General features: G+C 32.2%; 19 protein-coding genes and 1 pseudogene. 7 read left to right on the forward strand and 13 right to left on the reverse strand.

Annotation, left to right across the window (positions count from 1 at the left end):
- Window positions 1-253 precede the first annotated feature (253 nt).
- The 4 genes from hutH (at window position 254) to IUY40_RS17900 (ending at window position 5,386) form a co-directional block, all read left to right on the forward strand.
- A complete protein-coding gene (gene hutH / locus IUY40_RS17885) occupies window positions 254-1,768 on the forward strand; it encodes a histidine ammonia-lyase (protein ID WP_195738231.1) in 1,515 nt (504 codons plus the stop codon).
- Between the two features lie 48 nt (window positions 1,769-1,816).
- A complete protein-coding gene (locus tag IUY40_RS17890) occupies window positions 1,817-2,461 on the forward strand; it encodes a DUF47 family protein (RefSeq protein ID WP_195738232.1) in 645 nt (214 codons plus the stop codon).
- 34 nt (window positions 2,462-2,495) lie between these two features.
- Window positions 2,496-3,836, forward strand: a complete 1,341-nt coding sequence (locus IUY40_RS17895; RefSeq protein ID WP_195738233.1) for an inorganic phosphate transporter — start codon at window positions 2,496-2,498, stop codon at window positions 3,834-3,836.
- A 173-nt stretch (window positions 3,837-4,009) separates the two neighbouring features.
- Window positions 4,010-5,386, forward strand: a complete 1,377-nt coding sequence (locus IUY40_RS17900; RefSeq protein ID WP_195738234.1) for an SMI1/KNR4 family protein — start codon at window positions 4,010-4,012, stop codon at window positions 5,384-5,386.
- 55 nt (window positions 5,387-5,441) lie between these two features.
- Here the strand turns inward: IUY40_RS17900 and IUY40_RS17905 are convergent, their stop codons facing one another.
- The 9 genes from IUY40_RS17905 to IUY40_RS17945 all read right to left on the reverse strand — a co-directional run bounded on the left by IUY40_RS17905 (window position 5,442) and on the right by IUY40_RS17945 (window position 15,448).
- Entirely contained in the window at window positions 5,442-7,394 is a 1,953-nt protein-coding gene (locus IUY40_RS17905; protein ID WP_195738235.1) for a hypothetical protein, read from the reverse strand.
- Window positions 7,384-7,902 carry an ABC-three component system middle component 5 gene (locus tag IUY40_RS17910; RefSeq protein WP_195738236.1) on the reverse strand — a complete coding sequence of 173 codons (519 nt, stop codon included), beginning with the start codon at window positions 7,900-7,902 and terminating at the stop codon, window positions 7,384-7,386. Before IUY40_RS17910 ends, IUY40_RS17905 begins: the two co-directional genes overlap by 11 nt.
- Window positions 7,889-8,458 carry an ABC-three component system protein gene (locus IUY40_RS17915; protein WP_195738237.1) on the reverse strand — a complete coding sequence of 190 codons (570 nt, stop codon included), beginning with the start codon at window positions 8,456-8,458 and terminating at the stop codon, window positions 7,889-7,891. Before IUY40_RS17915 ends, IUY40_RS17910 begins: the two co-directional genes overlap by 14 nt.
- A gap of 1 nt (window position 8,459) precedes the next feature.
- Window positions 8,460-8,807, reverse strand: a complete 348-nt coding sequence (locus IUY40_RS17920; protein ID WP_195738238.1) for a hypothetical protein — start codon at window positions 8,805-8,807, stop codon at window positions 8,460-8,462.
- Between the two features lie 181 nt (window positions 8,808-8,988).
- Window positions 8,989-9,612: a DUF2971 domain-containing protein gene (locus IUY40_RS17925; RefSeq protein ID WP_195738239.1), complete on the reverse strand. Its 624-nt coding sequence runs from the start codon at window positions 9,610-9,612 to the stop codon at window positions 8,989-8,991.
- A 304-nt stretch (window positions 9,613-9,916) separates the two neighbouring features.
- The gene (locus IUY40_RS17930; protein WP_195738240.1) at window positions 9,917-10,342 is read right to left on the reverse strand and encodes a helix-turn-helix domain-containing protein; all 426 of its coding nucleotides are present in this window, start codon (window positions 10,340-10,342) and stop codon (window positions 9,917-9,919) included.
- Window positions 10,343-10,613: 271 nt separating this feature from the next.
- On the reverse strand, window positions 10,614-11,126 hold the full coding sequence (locus tag IUY40_RS17935; RefSeq protein ID WP_195738241.1) for a YetF domain-containing protein: 513 nt from the start codon (window positions 11,124-11,126) through the stop codon (window positions 10,614-10,616).
- A 274-nt stretch (window positions 11,127-11,400) separates the two neighbouring features.
- A complete protein-coding gene (gene rimK / locus IUY40_RS17940) occupies window positions 11,401-12,771 on the reverse strand; it encodes a 30S ribosomal protein S6--L-glutamate ligase (RefSeq protein ID WP_195738242.1) in 1,371 nt (456 codons plus the stop codon).
- A 130-nt stretch (window positions 12,772-12,901) separates the two neighbouring features.
- Complete coding sequence (locus IUY40_RS17945; RefSeq protein ID WP_195738243.1) at window positions 12,902-15,448, reverse strand: ATP-dependent Clp protease ATP-binding subunit; 2,547 nt, start codon at window positions 15,446-15,448, stop codon at window positions 12,902-12,904.
- 258 nt (window positions 15,449-15,706) lie between these two features.
- On the opposite strand from IUY40_RS17945, the gene gyrA reads away from it, so the two are divergent.
- Both gyrA and IUY40_RS17955 read left to right on the forward strand, forming a co-directional pair.
- Window positions 15,707-18,352, forward strand: coding sequence for a DNA gyrase subunit A (gyrA, locus tag IUY40_RS17950; protein WP_195738244.1), 2,646 nt, complete (start codon window positions 15,707-15,709; stop codon window positions 18,350-18,352).
- 45 nt (window positions 18,353-18,397) lie between these two features.
- Window positions 18,398-19,666, forward strand: a complete 1,269-nt coding sequence (locus IUY40_RS17955; protein ID WP_195738245.1) for a tetratricopeptide repeat protein — start codon at window positions 18,398-18,400, stop codon at window positions 19,664-19,666.
- Window positions 19,667-19,797: 131 nt separating this feature from the next.
- Here the strand turns inward: IUY40_RS17955 and IUY40_RS17960 are convergent, their stop codons facing one another.
- The 4 genes and pseudogenes from IUY40_RS17960 to IUY40_RS17975 form a co-directional block, all read right to left on the reverse strand.
- Window positions 19,798-20,436 (reverse strand): endonuclease III, encoded by a 639-nt coding sequence (locus IUY40_RS17960; protein WP_195738246.1) that lies wholly within the window; start codon window positions 20,434-20,436, stop codon window positions 19,798-19,800.
- A gap of 2 nt (window positions 20,437-20,438) precedes the next feature.
- Complete coding sequence (gene msrB, locus IUY40_RS17965; protein ID WP_195738247.1) at window positions 20,439-20,831, reverse strand: peptide-methionine (R)-S-oxide reductase MsrB; 393 nt, start codon at window positions 20,829-20,831, stop codon at window positions 20,439-20,441.
- Window positions 20,832-20,874: 43 nt separating this feature from the next.
- The gene (locus IUY40_RS17970; RefSeq protein ID WP_195738248.1) at window positions 20,875-21,741 is read right to left on the reverse strand and encodes an alpha/beta hydrolase; all 867 of its coding nucleotides are present in this window, start codon (window positions 21,739-21,741) and stop codon (window positions 20,875-20,877) included.
- 148 nt (window positions 21,742-21,889) lie between these two features.
- Window positions 21,890-22,658: pseudogene (locus tag IUY40_RS17975) on the reverse strand (transposase); the annotation flags it as partial.
- 181 nt (window positions 22,659-22,839) lie between these two features.
- On the opposite strand from IUY40_RS17975, the gene IUY40_RS17980 reads away from it, so the two are divergent.
- The coding region (locus IUY40_RS17980) for a Calx-beta domain-containing protein (RefSeq protein ID WP_229335643.1) at window positions 22,840-25,337 on the forward strand (2,498 nt) is incomplete at its 3' end.

Consider the following 25,337-nt stretch of genomic DNA (forward strand, 5'->3'; position numbering starts at 1 on the left):
ATTAATGATGATTTTTCGAACAAACTTTAGATGAATTGTTTTTTATGTTCTAGAGGTTGCCTTTTCGACGTTAAATATAATTATCCTCATCTGTTACTACTATTAGATAGCATATTTGAGTGATGGATATTGATTTTTGAATATCAAATTTGTGCTCAAAGCAGCATATTTAGATCTTATTTTTAATTATTAGCTAAAAAGGTTGCTTTTTAATATTGATTTGTTCAATTTTGTCCTTCTAATACTACACAAAATGAGCAACATCCATTATATCAGTACGGAGTTACTGAATTTAGAGCAATTACAAGAAATTATTGTAGAGCAAAAAACATTAGAACTGTCTGAAGAGGCTAAAGTTAATGTTCAGAAATGCAGAGATTATTTAGATAAAAAAATGGCATCACATTCAGAACCAATTTACGGTATTAATACTGGATTTGGATCGCTTTGTAATGTCAAAATATCCAACGAAAACTTATCTAAACTTCAGGAGAACCTTGTAAAATCGCATGCTTGCGGAACAGGTGATGAGGTGCCACAAGAAATTGTAAAATTAATGTTATTGCTTAAAATACAATCATTAAGCTACGGACATTCGGCTATACAATTGATAACATTAGAGCGTTTAGTTTCATTTTATAACAATGATGTTTTGCCAGTTGTATATACACAAGGATCACTTGGAGCATCTGGAGATTTAGCACCATTAGCGCACTTGTCATTGCCTTTATTAGGAGAAGGTGAAGTGTATTTTGAAGGAAAAAAAGTGCATTCAAGCGAAGTTTTAAAGCATTTTAGCTGGGAGCCAATTATTTTAAAATCAAAAGAAGGACTTGCATTATTAAACGGAACACAGTTTATGAGTGCTTATGGAGCCCATATTTTAATGAAAGCGTATAAGTTTTCTTATTTAGCCGATTTGATAGGAGCTATTTCTCTGGAAGGATTTGATGGAAGAATCGAACCTTTTAACGAGCTAATTCATTTTATACGTCCTCATAAAGGACAAATTGTTACTGCACAACGTATTAAGGATTTGTTAGAAGGAAGTGAAATCATAGATCAGGTAAAAACACATGTTCAGGATCCATATTCATTCCGTTGTATGCCACAAGTTCATGGAGCTTCAAAGGATGCAATAGATTATGTGAGAAAGGTTTTTAAAACCGAAATAAATTCTGTTACAGATAATCCGAATATATTTATAGAAAGCGATCAGATTATTTCAGGAGGAAATTTCCACGGACAGCCTTTGGCATTAGCCTTAGATTTTATGGCAATCGCTTTGGCAGAACTAGGAAGTATTTCTGAAAGAAGAACCTATCAGTTAATTTCGGGATTACGTAATCTTCCTGCATTTTTGGTAGATAATCCAGGATTAAATTCAGGATTAATGATTCCTCAATATACTGCAGCAAGTATTGCAAGTCAAAACAAGCAATTGGCAACGCCAGCTAGTGTAGATAGTATTGTTTCAAGTAATGGGCAAGAAGATCATGTTAGTATGGGAGCTAATGCAGCTACAAAGGCATTGCGTGTTATGGATAATTTAGAGCGTATTTTGGCTATCGAATTATTAAATGCTTCACAGGCAATTGCTTATAGAAAACCATTGAAATCTAGTGATTTTATAGAGATGTTTTTAAGTAGCTACCGTGAGGTAGTACCATTGGTTACTGAGGATAGAATCCTACATTATGATATCGAAAAAACAATTTCATTTTTGAATAGTTTCCAAATTGAAAATGATTTGTTAACAATGGCTTAACATAACGAAAGAATAATGAAGTAATTTTGCAGTATTAAAAATATAAAAATGTCAATAAACAGTATTTTCCAATTTTTAGTGCCGAAAGACAAGAAATTCTTTCCACTTTTTGAAGAAGCATCAAGCAATCTAATTGAATTAGCTTCTAACTTACACGAAGCAGTAAATCTTCCTTTGAAAGAGAGAGAAGTGCTTTTTCAGAAGATAGATGAATTGGAACAAAAAGGCGAGGACATCACTCGTCAGACAAATCTTGAGTTGAGCAGAAACTTCATTACTCCATTCGATAGAGAGGATATTCATACATTGATTACGTCTATTGATAACGTAGCTGATTATTTGCATGGCGCCGCAAGCAGAATGAGATTGTATCAAGTTGATAAGATTACAAAATCGATCAGAAAAATGACCGAAATCAATCTTGAAGCATGCCAGAATATTGATAGTGCAGTAAAAGAATTGAGAAATTTGAATAATTTCAAAATCATTAAAGACGCATGTGCTAGAATTAATAAACTAGAGAACAAGTCGGATAATGTTTATAACAAGGCAGTTTTTGAAATTTTTGAAAATGAAACAGACGCTAAAAATATTATTAAATATAAAGAAGTGTTATCTGTTTTAGAATCTGCTACAGATAAATGTAAGAGTGTGGCAAACATACTGGAATCTATTTCTGTAAAACATTCTTAAATTCAATTCAATTTCATTCTGAAGTTATAATTTTATGACGCTACTTATAATTATTATAGTATTAGCTTTAATTTTTGATTACATCAACGGTTTTCATGATGCAGCAAATGCTATAGCGACAGTTGTTGCTACAAAGGTGTTAACGCCTTTTCAGGCCGTTCTTTGGGCAGCATTTTTTAATTTTTTGGCCTATTGGGTTTTTGGTTTTGGTGTAGCAGATACTGTTGCCAAAACGGCAAATACCATGCAAATTGATCTTGTTGTTATTCTAGCAGGGGTTATCGCTGCTATTTGTTGGAACTTATTGACATGGTGGTTCGGGATCCCTTCAAGTTCATCACATACATTAATTGGAGGTTTTGCTGGTGCTGCTATTGCGCATGCAATTGCTGTACATGGTTTCTCAGGTTATGTAGGAGAAGATGGTACTACACAATATTGGTATCAAATTGTCAGTTGGTATAAGGCAGGAAAAGATGGAGGAATGCCCTCGGGAGTCCTTATCATTGTTGCTTTTATTGTTTTGGCACCGCTATTAGGTGCATTGGCTTCGTATTTGATTTCTATTTGGTTATTAAATGCTTCTAAGAAAAGTATTTTACCAAAGTTATTTACAATTGCTTTAATGATCTTTACAGGTGTTTTCATATACTATCAAATGATACCTTATGATACGATTGTAGCAAATGGAGGACAACCACGTTTTGAATCTTCTGTTTTTTGGAGCGTAGTATTAGAATCGCATAATATAAAATGGTTTTTAGTAGGGTTTATTATCTACTCAATCTCAGCATTTGCTTTGATATTTAGTAGCTTAAACCTTCACCAGGCAGATAGCGCATTGAAAAAAATGCAATTGCTATCATCTGCGGCTTTTAGTTTAGGTCATGGTGGTAACGATTCACAAAAAGTAATGGGTATTATTGCAGCAGCAGTTGCAGTTTATATTCATACAAATCCAGGTATTCATATGGATGAATGGTTAGATGTTGTTCTTCCGTCAGATGATGGAGCGTTCAAAATGCCAGCTTGGATTCCTTTAGCTTGTTATTCTGCAATTGCTGCAGGAACATTAAGCGGAGGTTGGAAAATTGTGAAAACAATGGGATCTAAAATTACTAAAGTAACCTCATTTGAAGGTGTAGCTGCAGAAACTGCAGGAGCATTAACATTGTATTTTACAGAACATTTTAAAGTACCAGTAAGTACAACACATACCATTACAGGTTCTATCATCGGTGTTGGATTAACAAAACGTGTATCAGCAGTTCGTTGGGGAGTAACAGTAAGTTTATTGTGGGCTTGGGTATTAACAATTCCGGTTTCGGCTCTTTTGGCAGCAATAATATACTATACACTTAGTATTTTTCTATAAAACTAAAAAGACATTTATAAAATGTGAGATTTAAAATCACATTTTAAAATCATATAAAAAGCTAGTTTCTTTATTGAAACTAGCTTTTTTGTTTGTTGTAATGAATTTGCGTTAAAAATAAAATAGAGTACATTTATTCTATTCTAAAAAAGCAAGAAAGAATAAGGATTAAAATGGAAGAATCGAATAATAAGTTCGCAGCAGAGCAAATAGAAAGAATTAAGAGCAAGCTAGTTGAAGCTAAAGCCATAGATAAAGATTTAAAAGTATTTGGCGCATCGGATCATGAGTATGTTTTGGGAGAAGTGGCAAGTAGCGAAGTTATTTTAAAATTTGAAAGCGAATACAAGGTAGCACTCCCTAATTGTTATAAAGCATTTTTAATGAATATTGGAAATGGGGGAATATCATTCTCATCTTCGGCAGCAGGGCCTTTTTATGGAATATATCCGTTAGGCGAAAATGTAAATGAATTAATCTATGAAAATACTAAGGAATACTTAAAAGGAGATTGTGTATTGTATCCCAAAATGTCAGAAGAACACTGGGAGGATCTTACTGAAAAGATTGAAGAGGACACAATTTCTGATGTGGATTACGAAAAGGAATTAGGAAAAATATACGGAGGGATATTACCAATAGGTACACAAGGTTGCTCAAGCTATCATGCGCTAGTTTTAAATGGAGAATTTAAAGGAAGAGTGGTAAATATTAATAGCGAAAGATATAATCCTCAATTTACTTTTGAGTTGAATTTTTTAGATTGGTATGAAAGATGGCTTGACGAAGTAATTTCGGGTGATTTAATGCAGGATAATGCAGGATGGTTTGGGTATCGAATAGGAGGTACTACACAGGATATTCTAAAAACGTACTTCTCGACTGATGATAATGAGGTTAAAAGCGATTGTTTGACAGGAATTTTAATCAAGCAAAAGATAGATGCTGAAACATTAGATGTAATTGAAGAAGAATATAAAAGTAGTAATGACGAGATTCAAAAAGAGTTACTTCAGATACTTACAAAATTTGATTATGAGCGGGCATATCCTTATTTAGTAGATTTTGCAGATAAGAGTTTATTGCATGTTTTTCAATTTGTATTTTGGTACGCAAAAAAGAATAGCGCAGATTGGTTGGGCATTATTGAGTCGAATATAGACAGGATAAATGATGACGAAACTTTTAGTTTTTGTGTGTATCTACTAAAAGAAATGAATATCGATTATGGGTATCTTGTAGTTCCTTTTACTCAAAATAAGGATCAGAGCATACGAGTTACCGCATATTATATGCTTGGACAATTAAGTAATAAAAACAGCTATCTGGATGTTTTTATTGTTGGTTTGAATGATGGTGCAAATAGAGTTGTTCATACAGCTCTGCAGGCTTTGGATGGAGTAGAGGATAAAAGACTGTTGAAACATTACAAAAGTATTGCAGAACGATTTCCTGTAGAAGAAGATTATATTTTGGTGAATTTAAATCACAGACTTAAGCCATTTGGATTGTCAAATACAACGATTAAAGATTTGGCTCTAGATGCTTAAAATAATTTTATAAAAAAAAGAGAGGATAATTTTCATTGAAAATATCCTCTCTTTTTTACTTCTTTATGTTTTTTAAGCTAGGTTTTTCTATTGTATAAAATTCTCCAACACAATAAGGGCTATGTCTCAATTCGTCTGAAATAAAGGAAGTTGTATAAATCATTTGATAAGAATTTGAGTCAAATTGTGTAACTCTATCAATTAGTATTTTTTGTAAATTTTGTGCTCGATTTACCTCGATACCTTTATCTTCCATATTGTCAGCAAAAATAAATCTTGGGTATCGCATGCCGTTTACTGATAGCGAAGCAAGAAAAATTGCAAACCTTCCAGATACTTTTAAGAAAAAGTTTGAACTTGCTGAAAACTTATGATACTCTTTTGCTAGCTTAGAATTTTTACTTGTCAAATACACAAGATTATTAGAAAAGTCAATATAAAAATCATTAGCATTTTTAAATTCATCTTGTCTTTTGAGGTCATTGCTTAATAAATAAATGCCTTCCTTTTTAATTTGCAACAAGACTTCTTCCTTTAATTTTCTCTGTTTATTTTCTGTAAATATCTTAAAGGAATATAATTTATTTATTTCGCTTTCAAGTTCTCCTTTTTTCTCTAATAGTTTTTCATATAATTCAGCTTGTTCTAGTAAAGTTCTATATTGTAAAATTTCACCATCAATGAAGCCTTTCGATGTATACAATTTATCCAATTCTTCTTCATTGAAGGATTTTACATCTTTTAATGCTATATTAACTTGGTTTTGTAATTGTTGTAGCTTAATTATTTCTGAATGGTATTTTGTGGTAGTCTCTAATAGGTTTCTTTTGTTCCTTTCAAGTAAAATATTTGATTCATTTATTTGAAAGCTTATTTCTTGTTCCATTCGTCTTGCTTGAACAACACCAAAACTTTCGTCAACATTTTCTTTGCAAAGTTTACAACTAGAATGATTTTCTTGAAGACTGATTTTTGTCAAACATTCTGGGCAGTATTCAAGTGGAAAAGTTCCTAAAAAACAGCGTGTTTGAATTGAATTTTTTAAAGCCTTTACCTTATCTTTTAAGGTCTCAATAAAATAAGTTGAATCTTCAATTTCGTAAGTTAAACTTTTAATACTTTCTTCTAAATTTAAAACTTTACTTCTTTGGTTAATTGACAATTCTGATAATTTTTGAAATTCAAGTTTTGATTTGTCATCATACTCAATTTCAATTTTCTTATTTCTTATGTTTATTATTTTTTCCTCTATATCAAATATATCCTTTTGCTTATCTTTAATTGTATTTTTTAAATGTTCAGTATTTAATAAGAAATCATTTGAGAAGAATTGCTTTGTTATTTTTATTTCACTTTTAACATTATCAAGCTCTTTTGAAGCAATATCTAATCTTTTTTTACTATCATATAATTTTTGATTATAAACTCCTAACAATAAGTCTGAAACAGTTTCTCTTGTTAATTGGCTATCAAATTGTTCATAATAAAACAAAGAACTTGTCGGTGAATCTTGGTCAATATAAAGTAATCTTAGAATTTGATGAAAAGTAATATTACTATCTCCTTTTACAATTGGAATATCTAGATTGTCAAAAATTACATTTGAAAAACTTTTTTTATTGGGTAATGTATTAAATTCAAATTTTTGCCAGTGTTTGTCATTTGGTGGATTTAAACTTTCGTCTAAATTTCCCCAAAAGAAGTTTAGAGCAATTTGAGAATTAATTTTATTCGTTTTTATATTAATTTTAATGTTTCTTTTTATAGTGAAAATAGCTCCATTCATTTCAACTTCGGCGTAAACACTTTGGCACTGTCTTGCTTCTGGAACAAAATCGTTAAAGCTACCACCTAAAACAAAAAAGATAAAATGGGTTATCGTAGATTTACCGCTACTATTATCACCTCTAATGATATTTACGCCTTTATGAAATGTTTCATCATAAGCAATCTTGCCTTCATTTGTATAAATGAGAAGCCTATTTAAAAACAAATTATTATGCATCATATTTACTCTCTATAAGATTTGTTCTTGCCTTTAGTCCATCTTTTCCTGGCATTTTTATGTTATAAAAGTCAGAAATTAGTATTGTAATAATATTTTTTTCCCTCGGTGATAATTCTTCAAATTTATTAGCATAGTCTTTTAAAATTTCTCTTGAAATTATTGAAACCCTATTTAATAATAATAATTCTTTATCAATTATACCATAAGAAGCTAAGCAATGTAAGGCTGATGTTTGATATGGTTTTATTTTTTCAAATACTTTTCTATCATTATATACTTTTTCGTATGGATTATCTTTTTTTACAGTGAATTGTTTTAGTCTAGCTTTAAAATCCTTCTCATTTCGTTTGGGCTTTAAATCGTAAATTTTACTTGGGAATAGTAAATAGAAATCCCAGATTCTTAATCTGTCTAATTCAACATACTCGCTTTTATCAAAATTTGTCAAAAGCTGCAACATACGATAGACAGCGTGGTATAGGTCAAAAGCTTGATTATATATTATCATAATTTTTCCAATTTAAGTGACATTTACCTGTTAAAAAATAAACCATACCTAAAATATCATCAGCAGAATAATTTAAAAATACATCATCTTTTCCCTCTTCATTTAAAATTTGTAAAATTGGTTTTATAACCTTTTCATTTAGTTCAGTTTTTATTTGACTTTTTTGGGTATTACTTTCTACTAAAGGTTCAATATATGTTTCAAAATTTAATCTTATAAAAGCGAATAATTCAACATCAATTTTTTGTTCTGTCTCATACAATTGCCTTGAAACTAATTTTTTCGCATATTTCTCTTTTCTTATTGTTGCATGTAAAATTTCGGTATCATTAAATCCTCCATCTTTTAGTTTTTCAGGCATACTTTTGCCATCTAGTAAAGTGTTATAGAGTTTAAAGTCGTCAATAAATGTATCAAATCGTATGTCGTTTTCAATTTCTTCTTTAAGTTTTTGAAATTTAGATGCCCAACGAGTTTGATTATTAAAATAAACATTACCTGTAGTATTAACCTGCCTTTCTATATTTCCATTATTATTCACATTTTGGTCTATCATTCTACAAATTTATATTACCAGTTATGTTTCCAATATTAACTTGTTTTTCTATATTTCCATTATTATAGATATTTTGTTGTGTATAATTTGATAATTCTTTTTGAGATTTCTCAATTAATGTAAATAGCTCATTTTTAAAACCTAAATCTTCGTTCAATTTGGTAACTAATTCAGTTTTAAAATCCTCTTGATTTTCAATTAATTTTGATTCATCTACATCTTTTATAAATGGCTTCTTTATTAAATTCCAAATGTCTTCACCAACTTTTCGTGATACACCTTCGCCAATTTTGTTTAAAAATGGTTGTGTTAATGCTAATGCAGTTGTTGCTAATGTAATTATATCCATTTTTTTCTTGTTTTATATTTTGATTACTGTTGATAAAATAGCTAATAACGTTTTAAGTATCAGTGTTCTGACGGAAAATTGAAGCACAAAAAAATATTATTAAGGGTTGATAGAATTACTACAGTTAAATTTTGAACATTTACCCACTTTCTGTAAAAAAACCTTGTTACCTGTCTGTTTGTTATTTTTGAAAGTGCGAAATCCAATTGCTATTTTCGTAAAGGGTGGAATGATTTATTTTACCTTTTAATTGTGGAGCAATTTTTAGTAACATAATTTTATTGCTTTCATATACTTTTTTTGGCATTTTATTGCTTAAAGTTATATGTCTAATTATTTCAAGATCTATATCTATTTCAAAAATTGACTTTTGTTCTTTTTCAGAAGTTACAATAATTCGGTATTCGTTTTCTGCTTTGAATGGATGACGCTTTATATATGGTAGCTGTTCAGTAGATATTTTTAATTTTATTAAATCTTTAATTCGAATATATTCTGTTTTTTTGTGAGATATGTTTTCTTTTTCAAGAATTGCAATCAGTTTGTTTGGGCTAAATTCAATACAACAACCACTAGTGCCATTTGCAAAAGCATTCCAATGATGAATTGTTTCATTCTCACACGTGAGGCACAAAGCGTAAATGCTTTTTGCCTTTGTTTTTTTACGATATGTCTCCATAGTTTCTCTATCATTGTAATCTTCCCAATAATTTGGATTTAACAATGTAAGTGTTTTACTGTTTAACATATCGATTAAAAAAGGAAGAGTTGTAAATCTATTGAATTTTCTTATTTCTATTTCCATGTTTATTCATTCTTTTAAAATAACTGCTAACTTCTTTTCTACAAAACTTTTTCACACTTCTTATCACATAAAAAAAACGGCAGGAATATTTCGTAAAAATAGGTTTACAAACATATTGGAAACTTTGTTGATGTGAATACGGGATTCCGTAAACGCAATAATATTTTTGGAGAATGGTTTTATTTATTAACAGAAATAGAAGTAACAAAGGATAAGCTATAACTCATCAATAACAACAATAACTTTAGCCCACAAAAAAAGCCTAACCAAGGGTTAAGCTTTTATATACTATTTGTAATGTTGTCTATTTGTTTTGAATCAATTTCTCTAGCCTCAACATCATTTCGTCTTTTTCTTTAAGCATGCGCTCATAAAGGACGATTTTCTCTTCATGAAGTTCGATGATTTTGTCGATTGGGTTTACGTTGAAAACTGGAGTATGTCCTGTATTTAAAAAAGCTCCCTCATTAAAAGTATTGGAAATAATATTTACTGCTTGTTCTTCATCAAAGTTTTCAATAGCTTCTATAGGTATTTTAAGTATTTGAGATACTTGTTGTAATATATTGGTTTCTATAGCTTCTTTTTGTTCTAGTAGAGATATTTTCTTTTGGTTCCAGTCTTCGCCAAGTTCAAATGCAAGTACTTCTTGCTTTATTCCTAACATTTCACGGAAACGTTTTATATTTCTGCCTTGGTGTATTTTTTGGTTGCTATTGGTGTGTGTCATGGTTTCAAAATTAATATAATCTAATGAGCTAAAGATAGCAAAATACTTGTAAAAAACAGAATCTGCACTGCAAAATACAATTTTTGGATGTTTTATACAGCGTTACAAATGTCTTTTTTATACTTAAATGTAAAAAATGAGGAGGATGAAAAAGGGGAGGGGAATCGTATAACTAAAATGAGCAATATGTTGATTTTTAGTTGTTTTAATGAATGTTAATCCTTTTGGTTTTAAGATTTTTTAACTTTTAAACTTTCGACTTGTCAAATAACTACTTCTGAAAATTTTTGTGATTGTGTTTTCGTTTGTAAATCGTTTGCTTTAAATGCTCGTTATTTTGCGAAATAATACTAATTGTGCCATCTATTTCTAACATGGCTAATTTTACGTCTTTATAGTATTCTACGCCATGTTCGCGCATAGCTTCTTCAAGTTCATCCGAAGAGATATTTAGTTTGCCAATTGATTTAAAATCGATATGTCCGTTATGAATCAGTACTTCTGGTTTTTCTAATAAAAGATTATGTAATCCTTTAAATCTGTATGTGAGTTTTTTCAGGACGTAATTAATAATAAACAATACAGCAGCAGCTGCAATTCCGCCCAAGAGGCTCGTGTCGCTACCAACCATGGCGTTCTGAACGGCATTACTAATTAATAAAATCAGGATTACATCGGCAGTATTAAGCTGGGATAATTCTTTTTTACCAAAAACCCGTAATGCAATCACCATAAAAAAGTAAACCGAAGCACTTCTGATAACAATATCAAGATATGGATTCATATTTTTTTGTTTAATGATTTAATCGAATATACGATTAATAGAGCATTATTTTAACTCGTTAAGTGCTATTACTGTGTCTGTTTGCTTTGTAAAAATGGTATTCAAAACATAGAAACATAGTCCTGATTGGTATCAGAATAGAATTGATAATCAAAGAGGATTCAATAAAAATATATTTTTCACATAGTCTTATGTGATTTATTTTAAGTGAAACATCTTTTCTAGGCTTTGTAACTCTATGTTTCTATGTGTTGAAATAATTACATCTAGCGGGTTATTTAAGTTTAAAATTCTTCTCAATAGCTTTTATCATTTCTCCCGCAACATCTTTATTAGTCGCGCCTTCAATTCCTTCTAATCCTGGAGATGAGTTTACTTCTAGTAATAAAGGACCTTTGGATGAACGGATAATATCAACCCCTGCAACTTTTAAATCCATTGCTTTGGCTGCTTTTATGGCGATTCTTTTTTCTTCGCTAGTAATTTTTAGTATCGATGCAGTTCCACCTAAATGAATATTTGCTCTAAATTCACCCGGCATAGCTTCGCGCTGTATGGCAGCAACTACTTTTCCGTCGATTACAAAACAACGGATGTCTTTACCGTTTGCTTCTTTAATGAACTCTTGTACCAGAATGTTGGCATTTAAGCTTTTAAAAGCGTTTATCACACTCTCAGCAGCCTTTTTGGTCTCTGCTAGTACAACGCCTTTTCCTTGAGTTCCTTCTAGTAGCTTTACGATTAAAGGTGAACCTCCAACCATTTTTATTAAATCATCGGTATCTAATGGTGAATTGGCAAAACCAGTTGTCGGAATATCTATTCCGCTATGTAATAATAATTGTAAAGAATACAGTTTATCACGTGATTGGGTTATTGCAGAAGCAGAATTTAAACAAAAAACCTTCATAGCTTCAAACTGGCGTGTTAGTGCACAACCGTAAAAAGTAATACTAGGGCGTATGCGCGGAATAATAGCGTCAAATTCATTTAAAATTTTTCCTCCACGATAATGAATTTCAGGCGTTTTGGCGTCAAGCTTCATATAGCATTCTTTGATATTCAAAAATTGCATGTCATGACCTCGCATTTCACCAGCTTCCATGATTCTTTTATTGCTGTATAACTCAGGATTACTGGCTAAAACCCCAATTCGTAATCCAGAACTTGCTTTTTCAGAATTTTGATATAGTTCTTTTAATGTGTCAGAAGTAGGTTGACCTAAAAGGTATTTTTCTTCTGGATCTACAAGTACTCTGCCGCTCATGGCTTCGCGACCTAAAAGCATTCTGAAACCCATCGAATCTCGATTGGTTAAAGTCATTTCTATAGGCCATTTTGCATCGCCAATTTTTAGGCTTGTTTGTATAACATAGCGTTGTTCTCTAAAACCACTAGAACTTTTTACAACCCTTTTATCTACCAAAGGAGCTTCGCAGTGTATTATAGTTTTGGTGTTGTTTTGTATCGGATTAATATCAAATTTAACCCAACTGGCATCATTTTTTATAAAAGGAGCTATGTTTATGGCATGCATTGCCGAGGTTTTTGCACCTGAATCGACACGTGCTTTAATTGTAGGGATCCCTAATTCGGGAAAAGAACACCATTCTTCGCTACCTAAGATGACTTTATTTTGAAGCATAATTTGATTTATTTGACTTATCAAAAGTAAATATTTGTTTTTAATAATTAACTGATTTGATATAAAGAATAAACCCGTTATGTTATAAAAAACGTAACGGGTTTATTTTTGTTATAAAAAAGAAACTATATTATTGATTTTTTGGCTCTTCGGCTTTATGTACATCAACAGTAAGCTCTTGTGATTCTTCATTTAAATCAATCAAAATTTCATCGCCTGAAGCAATTTTAGAAGTAATTATTTCTTCTGCTAATATATCTTCAACGTATTTTTGAATGGCTCTTTTTAATGGTCTTGCTCCAAATTGCTTATCGAAACCTTTATCTGCAATAAATGCTTTTGCTTTATCAGTAAGGTTTAGTTTGTATCCTAATTCTTCTACTCGTAAGTATAGTTTCTTAAGTTCAATTTCGATAATTAAATCAATATCGCTTTTCTCTAAGCTGTTGAATACAATAACATCATCAATTCTGTTTAAGAATTCTGGTGCAAATGTTTTTTTCAATGCATTTTCGATAATGCTTTTCGAATTATCATCGGCTTGGGCAATTTTAGCAGCAGTTCCAAATCCAACTCCTTGACCAAAATCTTTTAATTGTCTTGCTCCAACATTTGAAGTCATGATAATTATAGTGTTTTTAAAGTCAATTTTTCGACCTAAACTATCTGTTAAATATCCATCATCTAATACCTGAAGCATCATATTGAATACATCTGGATGTGCTTTTTCGATTTCATCTAAAAGTACTACGCAGTAAGGTTTTCTACGAACTTTTTCGGTTAATTGTCCACCTTCTTCGTAGCCAACATATCCCGGAGGTGCTCCAACTAAGCGAGAAATAGCAAATTTTTCCATGTATTCACTCATGTCAATACGAACCAAGGCATCTTCAGAATCGAATAATTCTTTTGCCAGAACTTTTGCTAGTTGTGTTTTACCAACACCAGTTTGTCCTAAGAAAATGAATGATCCAATAGGTCTGTTTGGGTCTTTAAGACCTGCTCTGTTACGTTGTATAGAGCGGGCAATTTTTAAAACTGCTTCGTTTTGACCTATTACTTTATTCTGAATCAGTTCAGGTAATTTAGCCAATTTGTTGCTTTCTGTTTGTGCAATTCTGTTTACAGGAATTCCTGTCATCATCGATACTACATCGGCAACGTTATCTTCGGTTACAAGGATTCTATTGCTTTTTGAATCTTCTTCCCATTGTTCTTGAGCAACAGCAAGTTCTTTTTCAATGCGTTTTTCGTCATCGCGAAGTTTGGCTGCTTCCTCATATTTTTGTTTTTTGACAACCACATTTTTGTTTTCACGTACTTCTTCTAGTTGACGTTCTAAATCCAAAATTTGTTTTGGAACATCAATATTGGTGATGTGTACACGAGATCCAGCCTCATCAAGAGCATCAATAGCTTTGTCTGGCAAGAAACGCTCTGACATATATCGGCTTGTTAATTTTACACAAGCTTCAATTGCTTCTGGCGTATAAGTTACATTGTGGTGATCTTCGTATTTGTCTTTAATGTTATTCAGGATCTCAATTGTTTCTTCAATCGAAGTTGGTTCTACAATTACTTTCTGGAAACGTCTTTCTAGCGCACCATCTTTTTCTATATATTGTCTGTACTCGTCAAGTGTAGTGGCTCCAATACATTGGATTTCTCCTCTTGATAAGGCAGGTTTAAACATATTAGAAGCATCTAGAGATCCAGTTGCACCTCCAGCACCAACAATGGTATGAATTTCATCGATAAAAAGGATGATATCATCATTTTTTTCTAATTCATTCATTACTGCTTTCATGCGTTCTTCAAACTGACCACGATATTTTGTTCCTGCTACAAGGCTTGCTAAGTCTAAGGTTACCACACGTTTGTGAAATAAGATACGGGATACTTTTTTCTGAACAATACGTAAGGCAAGTCCTTCGGCAATAGCAGATTTTCCTACTCCAGGTTCACCAATTAATAAAGGGTTGTTCTTTTTTCTACGGCTTAAAATTTGTGAAACGCGTTCAATTTCTTTCTCACGTCCTACAACAGGGTCTAATTTTCCTTCTTCGGCCATTTCTGTTAAATCTCTCCCAAAATTATCCAAAACTGGTGTTTTAGATTTTTTATTGGACTTATTGGCTGGATTATTAAAACTTCCTTCTTTAAGACTGTCATCTTGTCCTGAATCATCATTATATGATTCGTTTCTTGGCAAGTTTTCTAAAAATTCTTCTTCGTTTGGAGTCATATTTAAGTATTGTTCTTTAGCTATATCATAATCTATTTTTAGTTTATTTAATAGCTTGGTTGTTGGATCGTTTTCGTTTCGTAAGATACATAAAAGCAAGTGTGCAGTGCTAATAGATGAACTCTGGAATACTTTGGCCTCTAGGAATGTAGTTTTTAATGCTCTCTCAGCCTGACGGGTGAGGTGCAGATTCTTTTTTTCTACATTGATTTCGGCACTAGGATTGGCAGGGCTCAGTATTTCGACCTTCCTACGTAAATGTTCTAAATCGACAGCTAGGTTATTCAATATATGAATGGCTTTTCCGTTTCCATCCCTTAAAATGCCTAGCATCAAATGTTCAGTACCAATAAAGTCATGGCCTAGTCTTAAGGCTTCTTCTTTACTGTAGGTAATAACATCTTTTACTCTTGGTGAAAAATTATCATCCATAATATTTAATTAGTATTGTAAATTTAGTGAATTAGTGTGTTAAAAACAAAAACCATACCCATTAGAAATGTCATGTCAGCTAAGAGACGAAAATAATAATAATAAATGAGTTAAATACGATTTAAATTATTAACTATAGTGCTAAATAAAGTTGTTAATAAATCATTGAAATAAGTAGCGTAAAATGCCTTCAAAAATTTCAAAAAGGCGTATATTGGCACGTTTTGAAACTAATATAATTTTTTAATATAACAACTTATGTCTGAAGGAGAAAAGTTAATTCCTATTAACATAGAGGATGAAATGAAATCAGCTTACATCGATTACTCGATGTCAGTAATTGTATCGAGAGCGCTTCCTGATGTTAGAGATGGCTTGAAACCAGTGCATCGAAGAGTTCTTTACGGAATGTATGATTTAGGTGTAACTTCAAAATCTGCCCATAAAAAATCCGCAAGAATTGTCGGGGAAGTTTTAGGTAAGTATCACCCACACGGAGATACTTCAGTTTACGATGCCATGGTACGTATGGCTCAAGAATGGAGTTTGCGTTATTTATTAGTGGATGGCCAAGGTAACTTTGGTTCTGTAGATGGAGATAGCCCAGCAGCAATGCGTTATACGGAGGCTAGAATGCGTAAGATTTCGGAAGAAATAATGGCTGATATCGAAAAAGAAACAGTTGATTTTCAATTGAACTTTGATGATACGTTATATGAGCCTAAGGTAATGCCTACGAGAGTTCCTACCTTATTAATAAATGGAGCAACTGGTATTGCAGTAGGTATGGCAACTAATATGCCACCTCATAACCTTACAGAAGTTATCAACGGTACGTTAGCTTATCTTGATAATAACGATATTGAAATAGACGAATTAATAACGTATATCAAAGCTCCCGATTTTCCAACAGGAGGTATAATATATGGTTATGAAGGTGTTCGTGAAGCATTTAAAACGGGAAGAGGGCGTATTGTAATGCGTGCCAAAGTTGGTTTTGAAGAAATAGATGGTAGAGAATGTATCATTGTAACCGAAATTCCATATCAGGTCAATAAGGCAGAAATGATCAAGCGTACTGCTGATTTGGTAAATGATAAAAAAATTGATGGAATTGCAAACATCCGCGATGAGTCTGATAGAAATGGTATGCGTATCGTTTATATCCTTAAGCGTGATGCAACTCCAAACGTAGTTTTAAATACATTATATAAGTATACACAATTACAATCATCATTTAGTGTAAATAATATTGCATTAGTAAAAGGCCGCCCACAAATGTTGAATCTAAAAGATATGATTCATTATTTTATTGAGCACCGTCATGATGTTGTAGTTCGTAGAACTAGATTTGAATTACGTAAAGCCGAAGAAAGAGCCCATATCTTAGAGGGTTTAATTATTGCATCAGATAATATTGATGAAGTAATTGCTTTAATAAGAGGTTCGAAAAATACGGAGGAAGCTCGCGAAAAATTAATCGAAAGATTTAAATTATCAGATATTCAAGCACGTGCTATTGTCGAGATGCGTTTGCGTCAATTAACAGGACTGGAACAAGACAAGTTAAGAGACGAGTATGAAGAATTGATGAAATTAATCGAACATTTGAAAGCGTTATTAGCAGATGTAGATTTAAGAACTAATTTAATTAAAGAAGAACTTATCGAGATCCGTGATAAATATGGTGATGCGCGTCGTTCTTTAATTGAATATTCAGGTGGAGACGTAAGTATCGAAGATTTAATTGCAGATGAGAATGTAGTTATTACAATTTCGCATGCAGGTTATATCAAGCGTACAAATCTTACGGAGTACAAAACACAAAATAGAGGAGGAGTTGGGCAAAAAAGTGCAGGAACAAGAGATCAGGATTTCCTTGAGCATATGTTCGTTGCAACCAATCACCAATATATGATGTTCTTTACCCAAAAAGGGAAATGTTTCTGGATGCGTGTGTACGAAATTCCTGAAGGAAGTAAAACTGCCAAAGGTAGAGCTATCCAAAACTTAGTTAATATAGAAAGCGACGATAAAGTTAAAGCGTTTATCTGTACTCAGGATTTAAAAGACAAAGACTACATCAACAGTCATAACTTAGTTATGGTAACCAAAAAAGGTCAGGTTAAGAAAACTTCTTTAGAGAAATATTCTAAACCTAGAGTAAATGGTGTTGCTGCAATTACTATTAAAGAAGGAGACGAATTATTAGAAGCTAAATTAACTAATGGTGAAAGTCAGATTATTTTGGCTGTTAAATCGGGTAAATTAGTTCGTTTTGAAGAAACTAAAACCCGTCCGATGGGAAGAACAGCTTCAGGAGTTCGTGGAATTACTTTAAAAGATGATACTGATGAAGTAATTGGTATGGTTACGGTTGATAAAGAGAATGTTAACGATTCACAAATTTTAGTTGTAACTGAAAATGGATACGGAAAACGTACCAAATTAGTCGATGATGATGGTGAAGATGTTTATAGAATTACCAATCGTGGAGGAAAAGGAGTGAAAACTCTAAATATTACTGAAAAAACCGGAAAACTTATTTCGATTAGTGCAGTAACAGATGCTGATGATTTAATGATTATCAATAAGTCTGGACTGACAATTAGAATGGCTATTGAAGATTTACGTGTAATGGGTCGTGCGACTCAGGGAGTTAGATTAATTAATCTAAAAGGTAAAGATTCTATTGCTGCTGTTACTAAAGTAATGAAAGATGATGTTGCAGAAGTTGTTGTTGATGAGGACGGAAATGTTATCGAAAGCGTTATCGAAAGAGTAAAACCAGACTTAGAAGTTCTAGAAGATGATGGTGTTATTGAAGACGAGGACGAGGATGATGATGTTGAAGACGAAGATGTAGAAGATGATTCGGAAGAAGAAGAGGAATCTGAAGAATAATTAATAGAAATCGTACAAACAATTTAAACAAACAAATAGAACATTATGAAAAGTAAATATGTAATACTAGCGTCAGCATTATTGATATCAGTAGCTACTTTTGCTCAAAAAGATCAAATTAAAAATGCTGAAAAAGCATTGAAAAATGGCGATGCTAAATCGGCTATTTCTATTCTTGATGCAGCAGATTATCTGATTACAAATGCAAAAGATACTGAGCAATCTCAATATTACTTTGTAAAAGGAAATGCTTATTTAGATATAGCAAAAAAAGGAGAAGAAGAAGGTAAAAACCTTTCACTTGCTGCAGAGGCTTATAAAAAGTTAATTGAAACTGAAAAAACATCAGGAAAAACTAAATATTCAACACAGGCTGCTGCTTCAATCACTGATATAAAAGGAAGATTGATTAATGGGGCTATTGCTGATTCAAAAGTTAGTAAACATGCTGATGGTGCAAAAAAGATCTACGATGCTTATTTGCTAGATAAAAAAGATACTATTAACTTGTATTATGCAGCTTCGACTTATGTAAATGCTGGAGATTTTACTGCTGCTTTGCCTCTTTATGAAGAATTAAAAAGACTTAACTATTCAGGAAAAGGGACTGCTTACTTAGCTACAAATAAACTTTCAGGAGAAGATAATGCTTTTGCTACTGCAAATGAAAGAGATTTAGCGGTTAAGATTGGAACTCATGAAAAACCTAGAGCAGAAGTTTCTCCTTCTAAAAGAGGTGAGATTTATAAAAACATCTCTCTTATCTTAGTTCAAAATGGCAAAACAGAAGAAGCTAAAAAAGCTATAGCAGATGCTAGAGCTGCAAATCCAGAAGATTCTTCTTTGATTTTAACAGAAGCAAATTTATATTTGGAAACTAAAGATTATGAAACTTATAAAAAACTAATCGGTGAAGTTTTGAAAAATAATCCAAACGATCCTGATTTGCTTTTTAATCTAGGAGTACTTAGCGGAAATGCTAAAAACACTGCTGATGCTGAGAAATATTACACTAAAGTAATCGAAATCAAACCAGATTATACTAATGCTTATATTAACCTAGCTGCATTAAAATTAGAGGACGAAAAACCTATAATTGATGAGATGAACAAGCTTGGAACATCTGCAAAAGAAATGAAGCGTTATGATGAATTGAAAGCGAAAAGAAATAATCTTTTTAAAAGTACAATTCCATACCTTAAAAAAGCTTCTGAGTTAGATCCTAAAAATGAGGATATTTCTAAGACTCTTTTAAATGTTTACAGCGCACTTGAAATGACTGCTGAATACAAAGCATTAAAAGCAAAAATGTAAAATTATTTTGCAAGCATAAAAAAACCGAGATCAAAATCTCGGTTTTTTTATGCTTTGTATTTAGATTAAAAGAAGTCTGTTATTTAAGCAATTATAAGTTTTTTAAATGTAAACAGAGTAAATAATACTCTTTAAATATTTAAATAATAATTACAATACAGATTAATTAAGCATTCATTGCATTTTGGTTTAGGTCGGCAAGTTTCTCTTCCTAAAAAAGAAATAGCCATTCCTATTTCACCCCAAATGTCTTTTGGCAGCACCAGTATCAATTCTTTTTCTACTTTATTACCATCTTTAGACTCTTTTATGAGTCCGATTCTTGGAGCGACACGTATAACATGTAAATCTGCAATAATCCCTTCTGCTGGTTTATTTGATTCCTTTAGGATTACATTCGCCGATTTTCTGCCAATACCTTTTAAAGCTACCAAATCTTTCATGGTCATCGGGATATTTTTATCCTTTTTAATTGTATTTGCAATTTCGATTAGCCATTCGGCTTTAGTTCTGTAGTTTCTAACACTACTAATATAGGTAAACAGTTCTTCAGTATTAGTTGCAACAAGGCTTTCTATGTTTGGATATTTAGCAAAGAAAGTAGGGGCAATCGAATTGATATTTGCATCAGAATCCTGAGCTGATAGTACTACCATTACTAGTAATTGATAGGTGTTTTGATATTCTAACGGATGTTTTCTGCCTTTGTACTTTGTTAGAATTGGTTCTAGAATTACTTTCCAATCTGGAGATTCACCAAATAAATTCATGACTATTTGTCTTTAAAATCTATCGATAAAGAGTTTACACAATAACGCTGTTTTGTTTCAGTTGGGCCATCATCAAATACATGACCTAAGTGACTCCCACAATTGGCACATAAAATTTCTGTTCGTTTCATGCCATGACTCGTATCAGTAATATATTCAACTTTCCCAGGAATCGATTCGTCAAATGAAGGCCAGCCACAATGAGCATCAAATTTTGAATTGCTTTCAAATAATGGTTCGTTACAAGCTCCACAGCAATAAACACCTTTTTCAAAATGAAGATTGTATGCTCCAGTATGAGGGCGTTCTGTTCCTTTTTGGCGAAGTACTTGATAACGTTCATTACCAAGTTGTTCTCTCCATTCTTGTTCTGTTTTTTCGATTGGATATTTCATTGTTTTTTATTTTTTTGTAAAAAAGTAAGACTAACAAAATTAATTACTTATGTTCAATAAATTGCACCGTTTTATTAATAACATTTGCATTGCCCAAAATTTTACGATGTCCTAATCCTTCAGTTAATACTAATGTGCCATTCTTTAAATGGTCATTAATGTGAATTCCTGCTTTTACGGCAACTTCTGGGTCGTCTTTATCGTGGATGACTAAAACGGGAATAGTTACATCTGCGGCAGCTACATAGGCTGAAAAGTCATTCATTTTTACGTTGTGTTTGTTTTCAAAATACTTACGTAAACGAATACTAATAGCTGGTTTTAATTCTAGTTTAGAAACAAAATCATCAATAATATCCTGAACAATATCGCCACTACCTATAATAACTGCGTGATTAATATTTAAACCTTGTTTAATAGCATTTAATACAGACATACCTCCTAATGAATGTCCGATAGCCGCTTCAAAAGGGCCATATTGTTTTTCAATTTCTAAAATTGAAGCAATAAAATCAACCATATGCGTAGTCTTACCTGGAGATTTTCCGTGTGCAGGAGCATCAAAACTAATGGTTTCATAACCGTGTTTTAATAGTTCGTCGGCAATCTTAAATAATTGTGTGCCACGCCCTGACCAACCATGAACCAATAGGACTTTTTTATCGCTTTTTCCAAATTTATAAACAACAATTTCGCTGTTAATCGCAGGTATTTTTATAGTGTTTTGTATGCTTTTTTTGTCCATCTCGAGTTCTCTTTTAGGAACTTTATGTTTTATTGGAGTTGTAAAAAGTTTGGTTGCATATGAAGTAGCTAGTTTAGGTGAAATAAAAGAAAGAAGTTTACCCGTTGTAATAATAAATCGAGGAACTTTTAATGCTTCTGTGGGACTAGATGTTTTTTTAGACATTATAATACGTTTTATAGTGCTTTTGTTTTGTATAGATTTAAAAATATAAAAGTAAGACAATTAATAAAGACCTGAACTCGATTAATAATTTAGGTTTAAAAAAAGGTAGAAAAGATAGAATTTAGTATGTTTAATTCGTTGGGTATAATTAAATCATTTGATTTTTTATATCGTTTGTTAGTCTGTCAAAGATGAACTTAATGCTATATTGAACTAATGCTAATGCTGTTGTTTTTGCTAAAATCCTTGTTTTAAAACCTTCAAAAGTTTTAGCATAATTGTTTCTAATTCTGAACTGGTTGTGTAATTGTGAAAATAACATTTCAATTCTTTTTCTTAATTTTCTAAATATATAAGGCTCTGGTTTATCGTTTTTTTTGTATTCCTAATTTGATGTTTACTGTTTTAAACAAATCTAATTGAATGCTTTGAGATAAGCAACCCATATCAGTAAGTAGTTTATGATTAAATATATAGTATTTTTTTAAATGAATGTCATGAACTTCTAATTTTGTACAATTTAAAGAATGTAAAACTCCATTTATAGAACAAAATCCTTGCAATATATATTCGTAAAAGGTAATTGTTTTGAGAAATACTATAGTCTTTTGAAGAAGTTGTTTAAAAAACTCATTTTCGTAGATTTTAATTCGTCTATGACGTGCAAATTAGCAAATCTCCAACGGCATATTATCTTCAAAATCTTAAAACGGAGAGGCTAATTTTGTTTTTACTTTTTCTAAAAATAAAAACAATTTTTGTCTTTTTTAATTGAACTGACTTGGTTCAATTAAAGAAGGGATTTGTTGTTTGTTGATCTTGTTTAATTACGGTTTCTCATTTTCAAGAGAGATATATTAAGCTGTTAGGTTTAACCTTGCCAATAGTACTGTTTTGTTACTATTTTTTTGTTTTTTAACTTATATATCTTTTGTAATATAAATATGGTTATTAAAAAGCTTATCGTGTTATTTTTTTACCGTATTATAGCTTTTTATATGTTTTATTTTGTATTATAATAATTTGCTATAAAAGGACATGTTGTTTTCCCAAAGTAATGCTAAAGCACATGTGTTTATTTAATTTAAAATAATAATAATGAAACAAAAACTACTATTAATTCATCTATTTTTATTGCTCTTTAGTATTTCAGGATTTACTCAAACGGGTCCTGGAGGAGTGACTGATGGGCTGCGTATTTGGTTAAGACCCGAAATAGGAATTACGACTTCGGGTAGTAATGTAATCAGTTGGGCAGATCAATCCGGAGTAGCAATTCCGAATGATTTTGATCAAACAAATGCTTCGGTACAGCCTACTATTGCTCCGGCAGAAGTGATGTATAATTTTCATCCTGCTGTTAATTTTAATGGTAGTAATTTTATGCGTAGTAAGGTAGCAGAAGCAGCTCCTTTTACTAAAGACGTTGGAAATGGAACTTTGTATGTGGTACACAATTGGAGATCTGATGCAGGAACTTCTCTAACGACACCAGTATTTGGTCTTGGTGATGCTCCAATGGGGATTGATCCAGGTTATAGTGCAACGAGACCTCTTATAGGGATGGAGGGGTCATATATTTTATCGCTTAAAGCTGAAAGTTTGGTGATGCGTTCTGATAGTCGTTTTACAGCCCCTGTAAGAAAATCCTTTATACAAGGTACTGCTTGGTCTAATGAAGAGGGCGCTACAAAGATCCGATTTAATAATAGCGGACTATATAGTGAGGCAAATTACCCGGGTAGGCTATCTACTTTTGGTGGTGCTGATGGTGCGATATTAGGTTTACAAAAAAAACCAAATGGTTCATATAAAGGTTATATACAGGAAGTTATTGCTTATCAAAAACAGCTATCATTAGCGGAAATGTTGCGAATAGATTCTTATTTAATGATTAAATACGGGATTAGTGGTAATGCTATTAATGATGGAAGGATAAGTTATCTTTTGGATTCAGGATCTAATAAAATATGGACATGGGCCGCTACTGCTAGTAATGGTGGTAGTAGATACTATTATAATGTAGCTGCTATTGGCAGGGATGATTCGAGCGCTTTGAATCAGAAACAGAGCCAATCTGTTGAAGATAATTTTCAGATAACAATAGGATTAAAAACAATAGAGCCAACCAATTCAGAAAATTTTGCTGCTTTTGAGCAAGATAAGAGTTTTATGTTTTGGGCAGATAACAATGGTGAGACTGATTTTACGCGGCTCATATCTGGTCATACTCCAAGCATGCGTTTTGCAAGAGTTTGGAAAATTCAGGAAACAGGTAAAGTTGGCACTGTAAAATTTGCTGTTCCTTTTGCAATAGGAAAAGAAACAAGTAGATTCTTTTTGGTACGCTCTACTGATGAGACTTTTGATAAATCAGATGAATATATCCCTCTGAAGAAGTTTACTTCGGGTACAACGACTTATTGGGCCTGCGATGTAGATTTCAACGACAAAGATTATTTTACATTGGCTGTTGATGACAATCCGGAGTCGATTGCTTTGAGTTTTACTCCTGATGATAGCACAGTAACAAAAGTGGCAGAGGGAAAAGAACAAATGGTTACAGTAGGATTTCCTCCAGGTGTTACTTTGGATACTGATACGGTTGCTAATTTTTCTATAACAGGAACAGCCATAAATGGTACAGATTATACGACTATTGAGAATTCTGTAATGATTCCGGCAGGTCAAAATTCAGTAACTATTAATATACAAGCACTATCGGATTTTATTATAGAAACAGATGAGACTGTTATATTAACAGGGACATCCGTTACATCTGCAAGTGGTGCAACATGGTCTACTGGTAAAGGCAAGAAGATAGCCATGGTAACGATAACAGATTCCAATCCGTTATCGGATAGGGTATTGTGTTTTAGTCCAACAACAGAAAATGTAGCAGAGGGCAGCTCGACAACGTTAAAAGTAAGTTTGTCAGAGGGGATTACAGCGGTGAATGATATTACATTCAGCTATAGAGTTAGTGGTACAGCAATTAGTGGTAAAGACTATGTAGCATTGAGTGGAACAGGAACGATAAAAGCAGGTGAAAACTTTGCAGCCATTGTTATAGATGCATTAACAGATACTATTATAGAGTTTGACGAAACTGTAATCATAGACGGAATAGGTACTATAGCAGCAGGTCCATTAACTGGATTTACATGGGATGACACAGCCAATATGGCTACAGTTACCATTGCGGATGTAACTGTTGCGGAAAATAAAGTATTGAACTTTTCTCCAACTAACGCAGCTGTTGCAGAAGGATCAAGTATTAGTATGAGAGTGAGTTTGCCAGCAGGAGTTACTCTGGTGTATCCACAGATTGTAAACTATACGGTATCAGGAACAGCAATAAATGGTACGGACTATACCGCTTTAACAGGTTCGGTAACGATTCCTGCGGGTTCCAGTTATGCAACGATAGAAATAGCTGCTCTAACAGATAATTTGATAGAACTAGACGAAACAGTAGTTATAACAGGAGGCGATACAGAAGGATTTACCTGGGGAGGCGACAATGTAGCTACAATTATTATTAATGATGTAACTAGTCCTGCAAAGAAAGTATTGAGTATTTCTCCACTTACAAA

Origin of the sequence: Flavobacterium sp. ALJ2 (genome assembly GCF_015594725.1) — a bacterium.
GTDB lineage: Bacteria > Bacteroidota > Bacteroidia > Flavobacteriales > Flavobacteriaceae > Flavobacterium.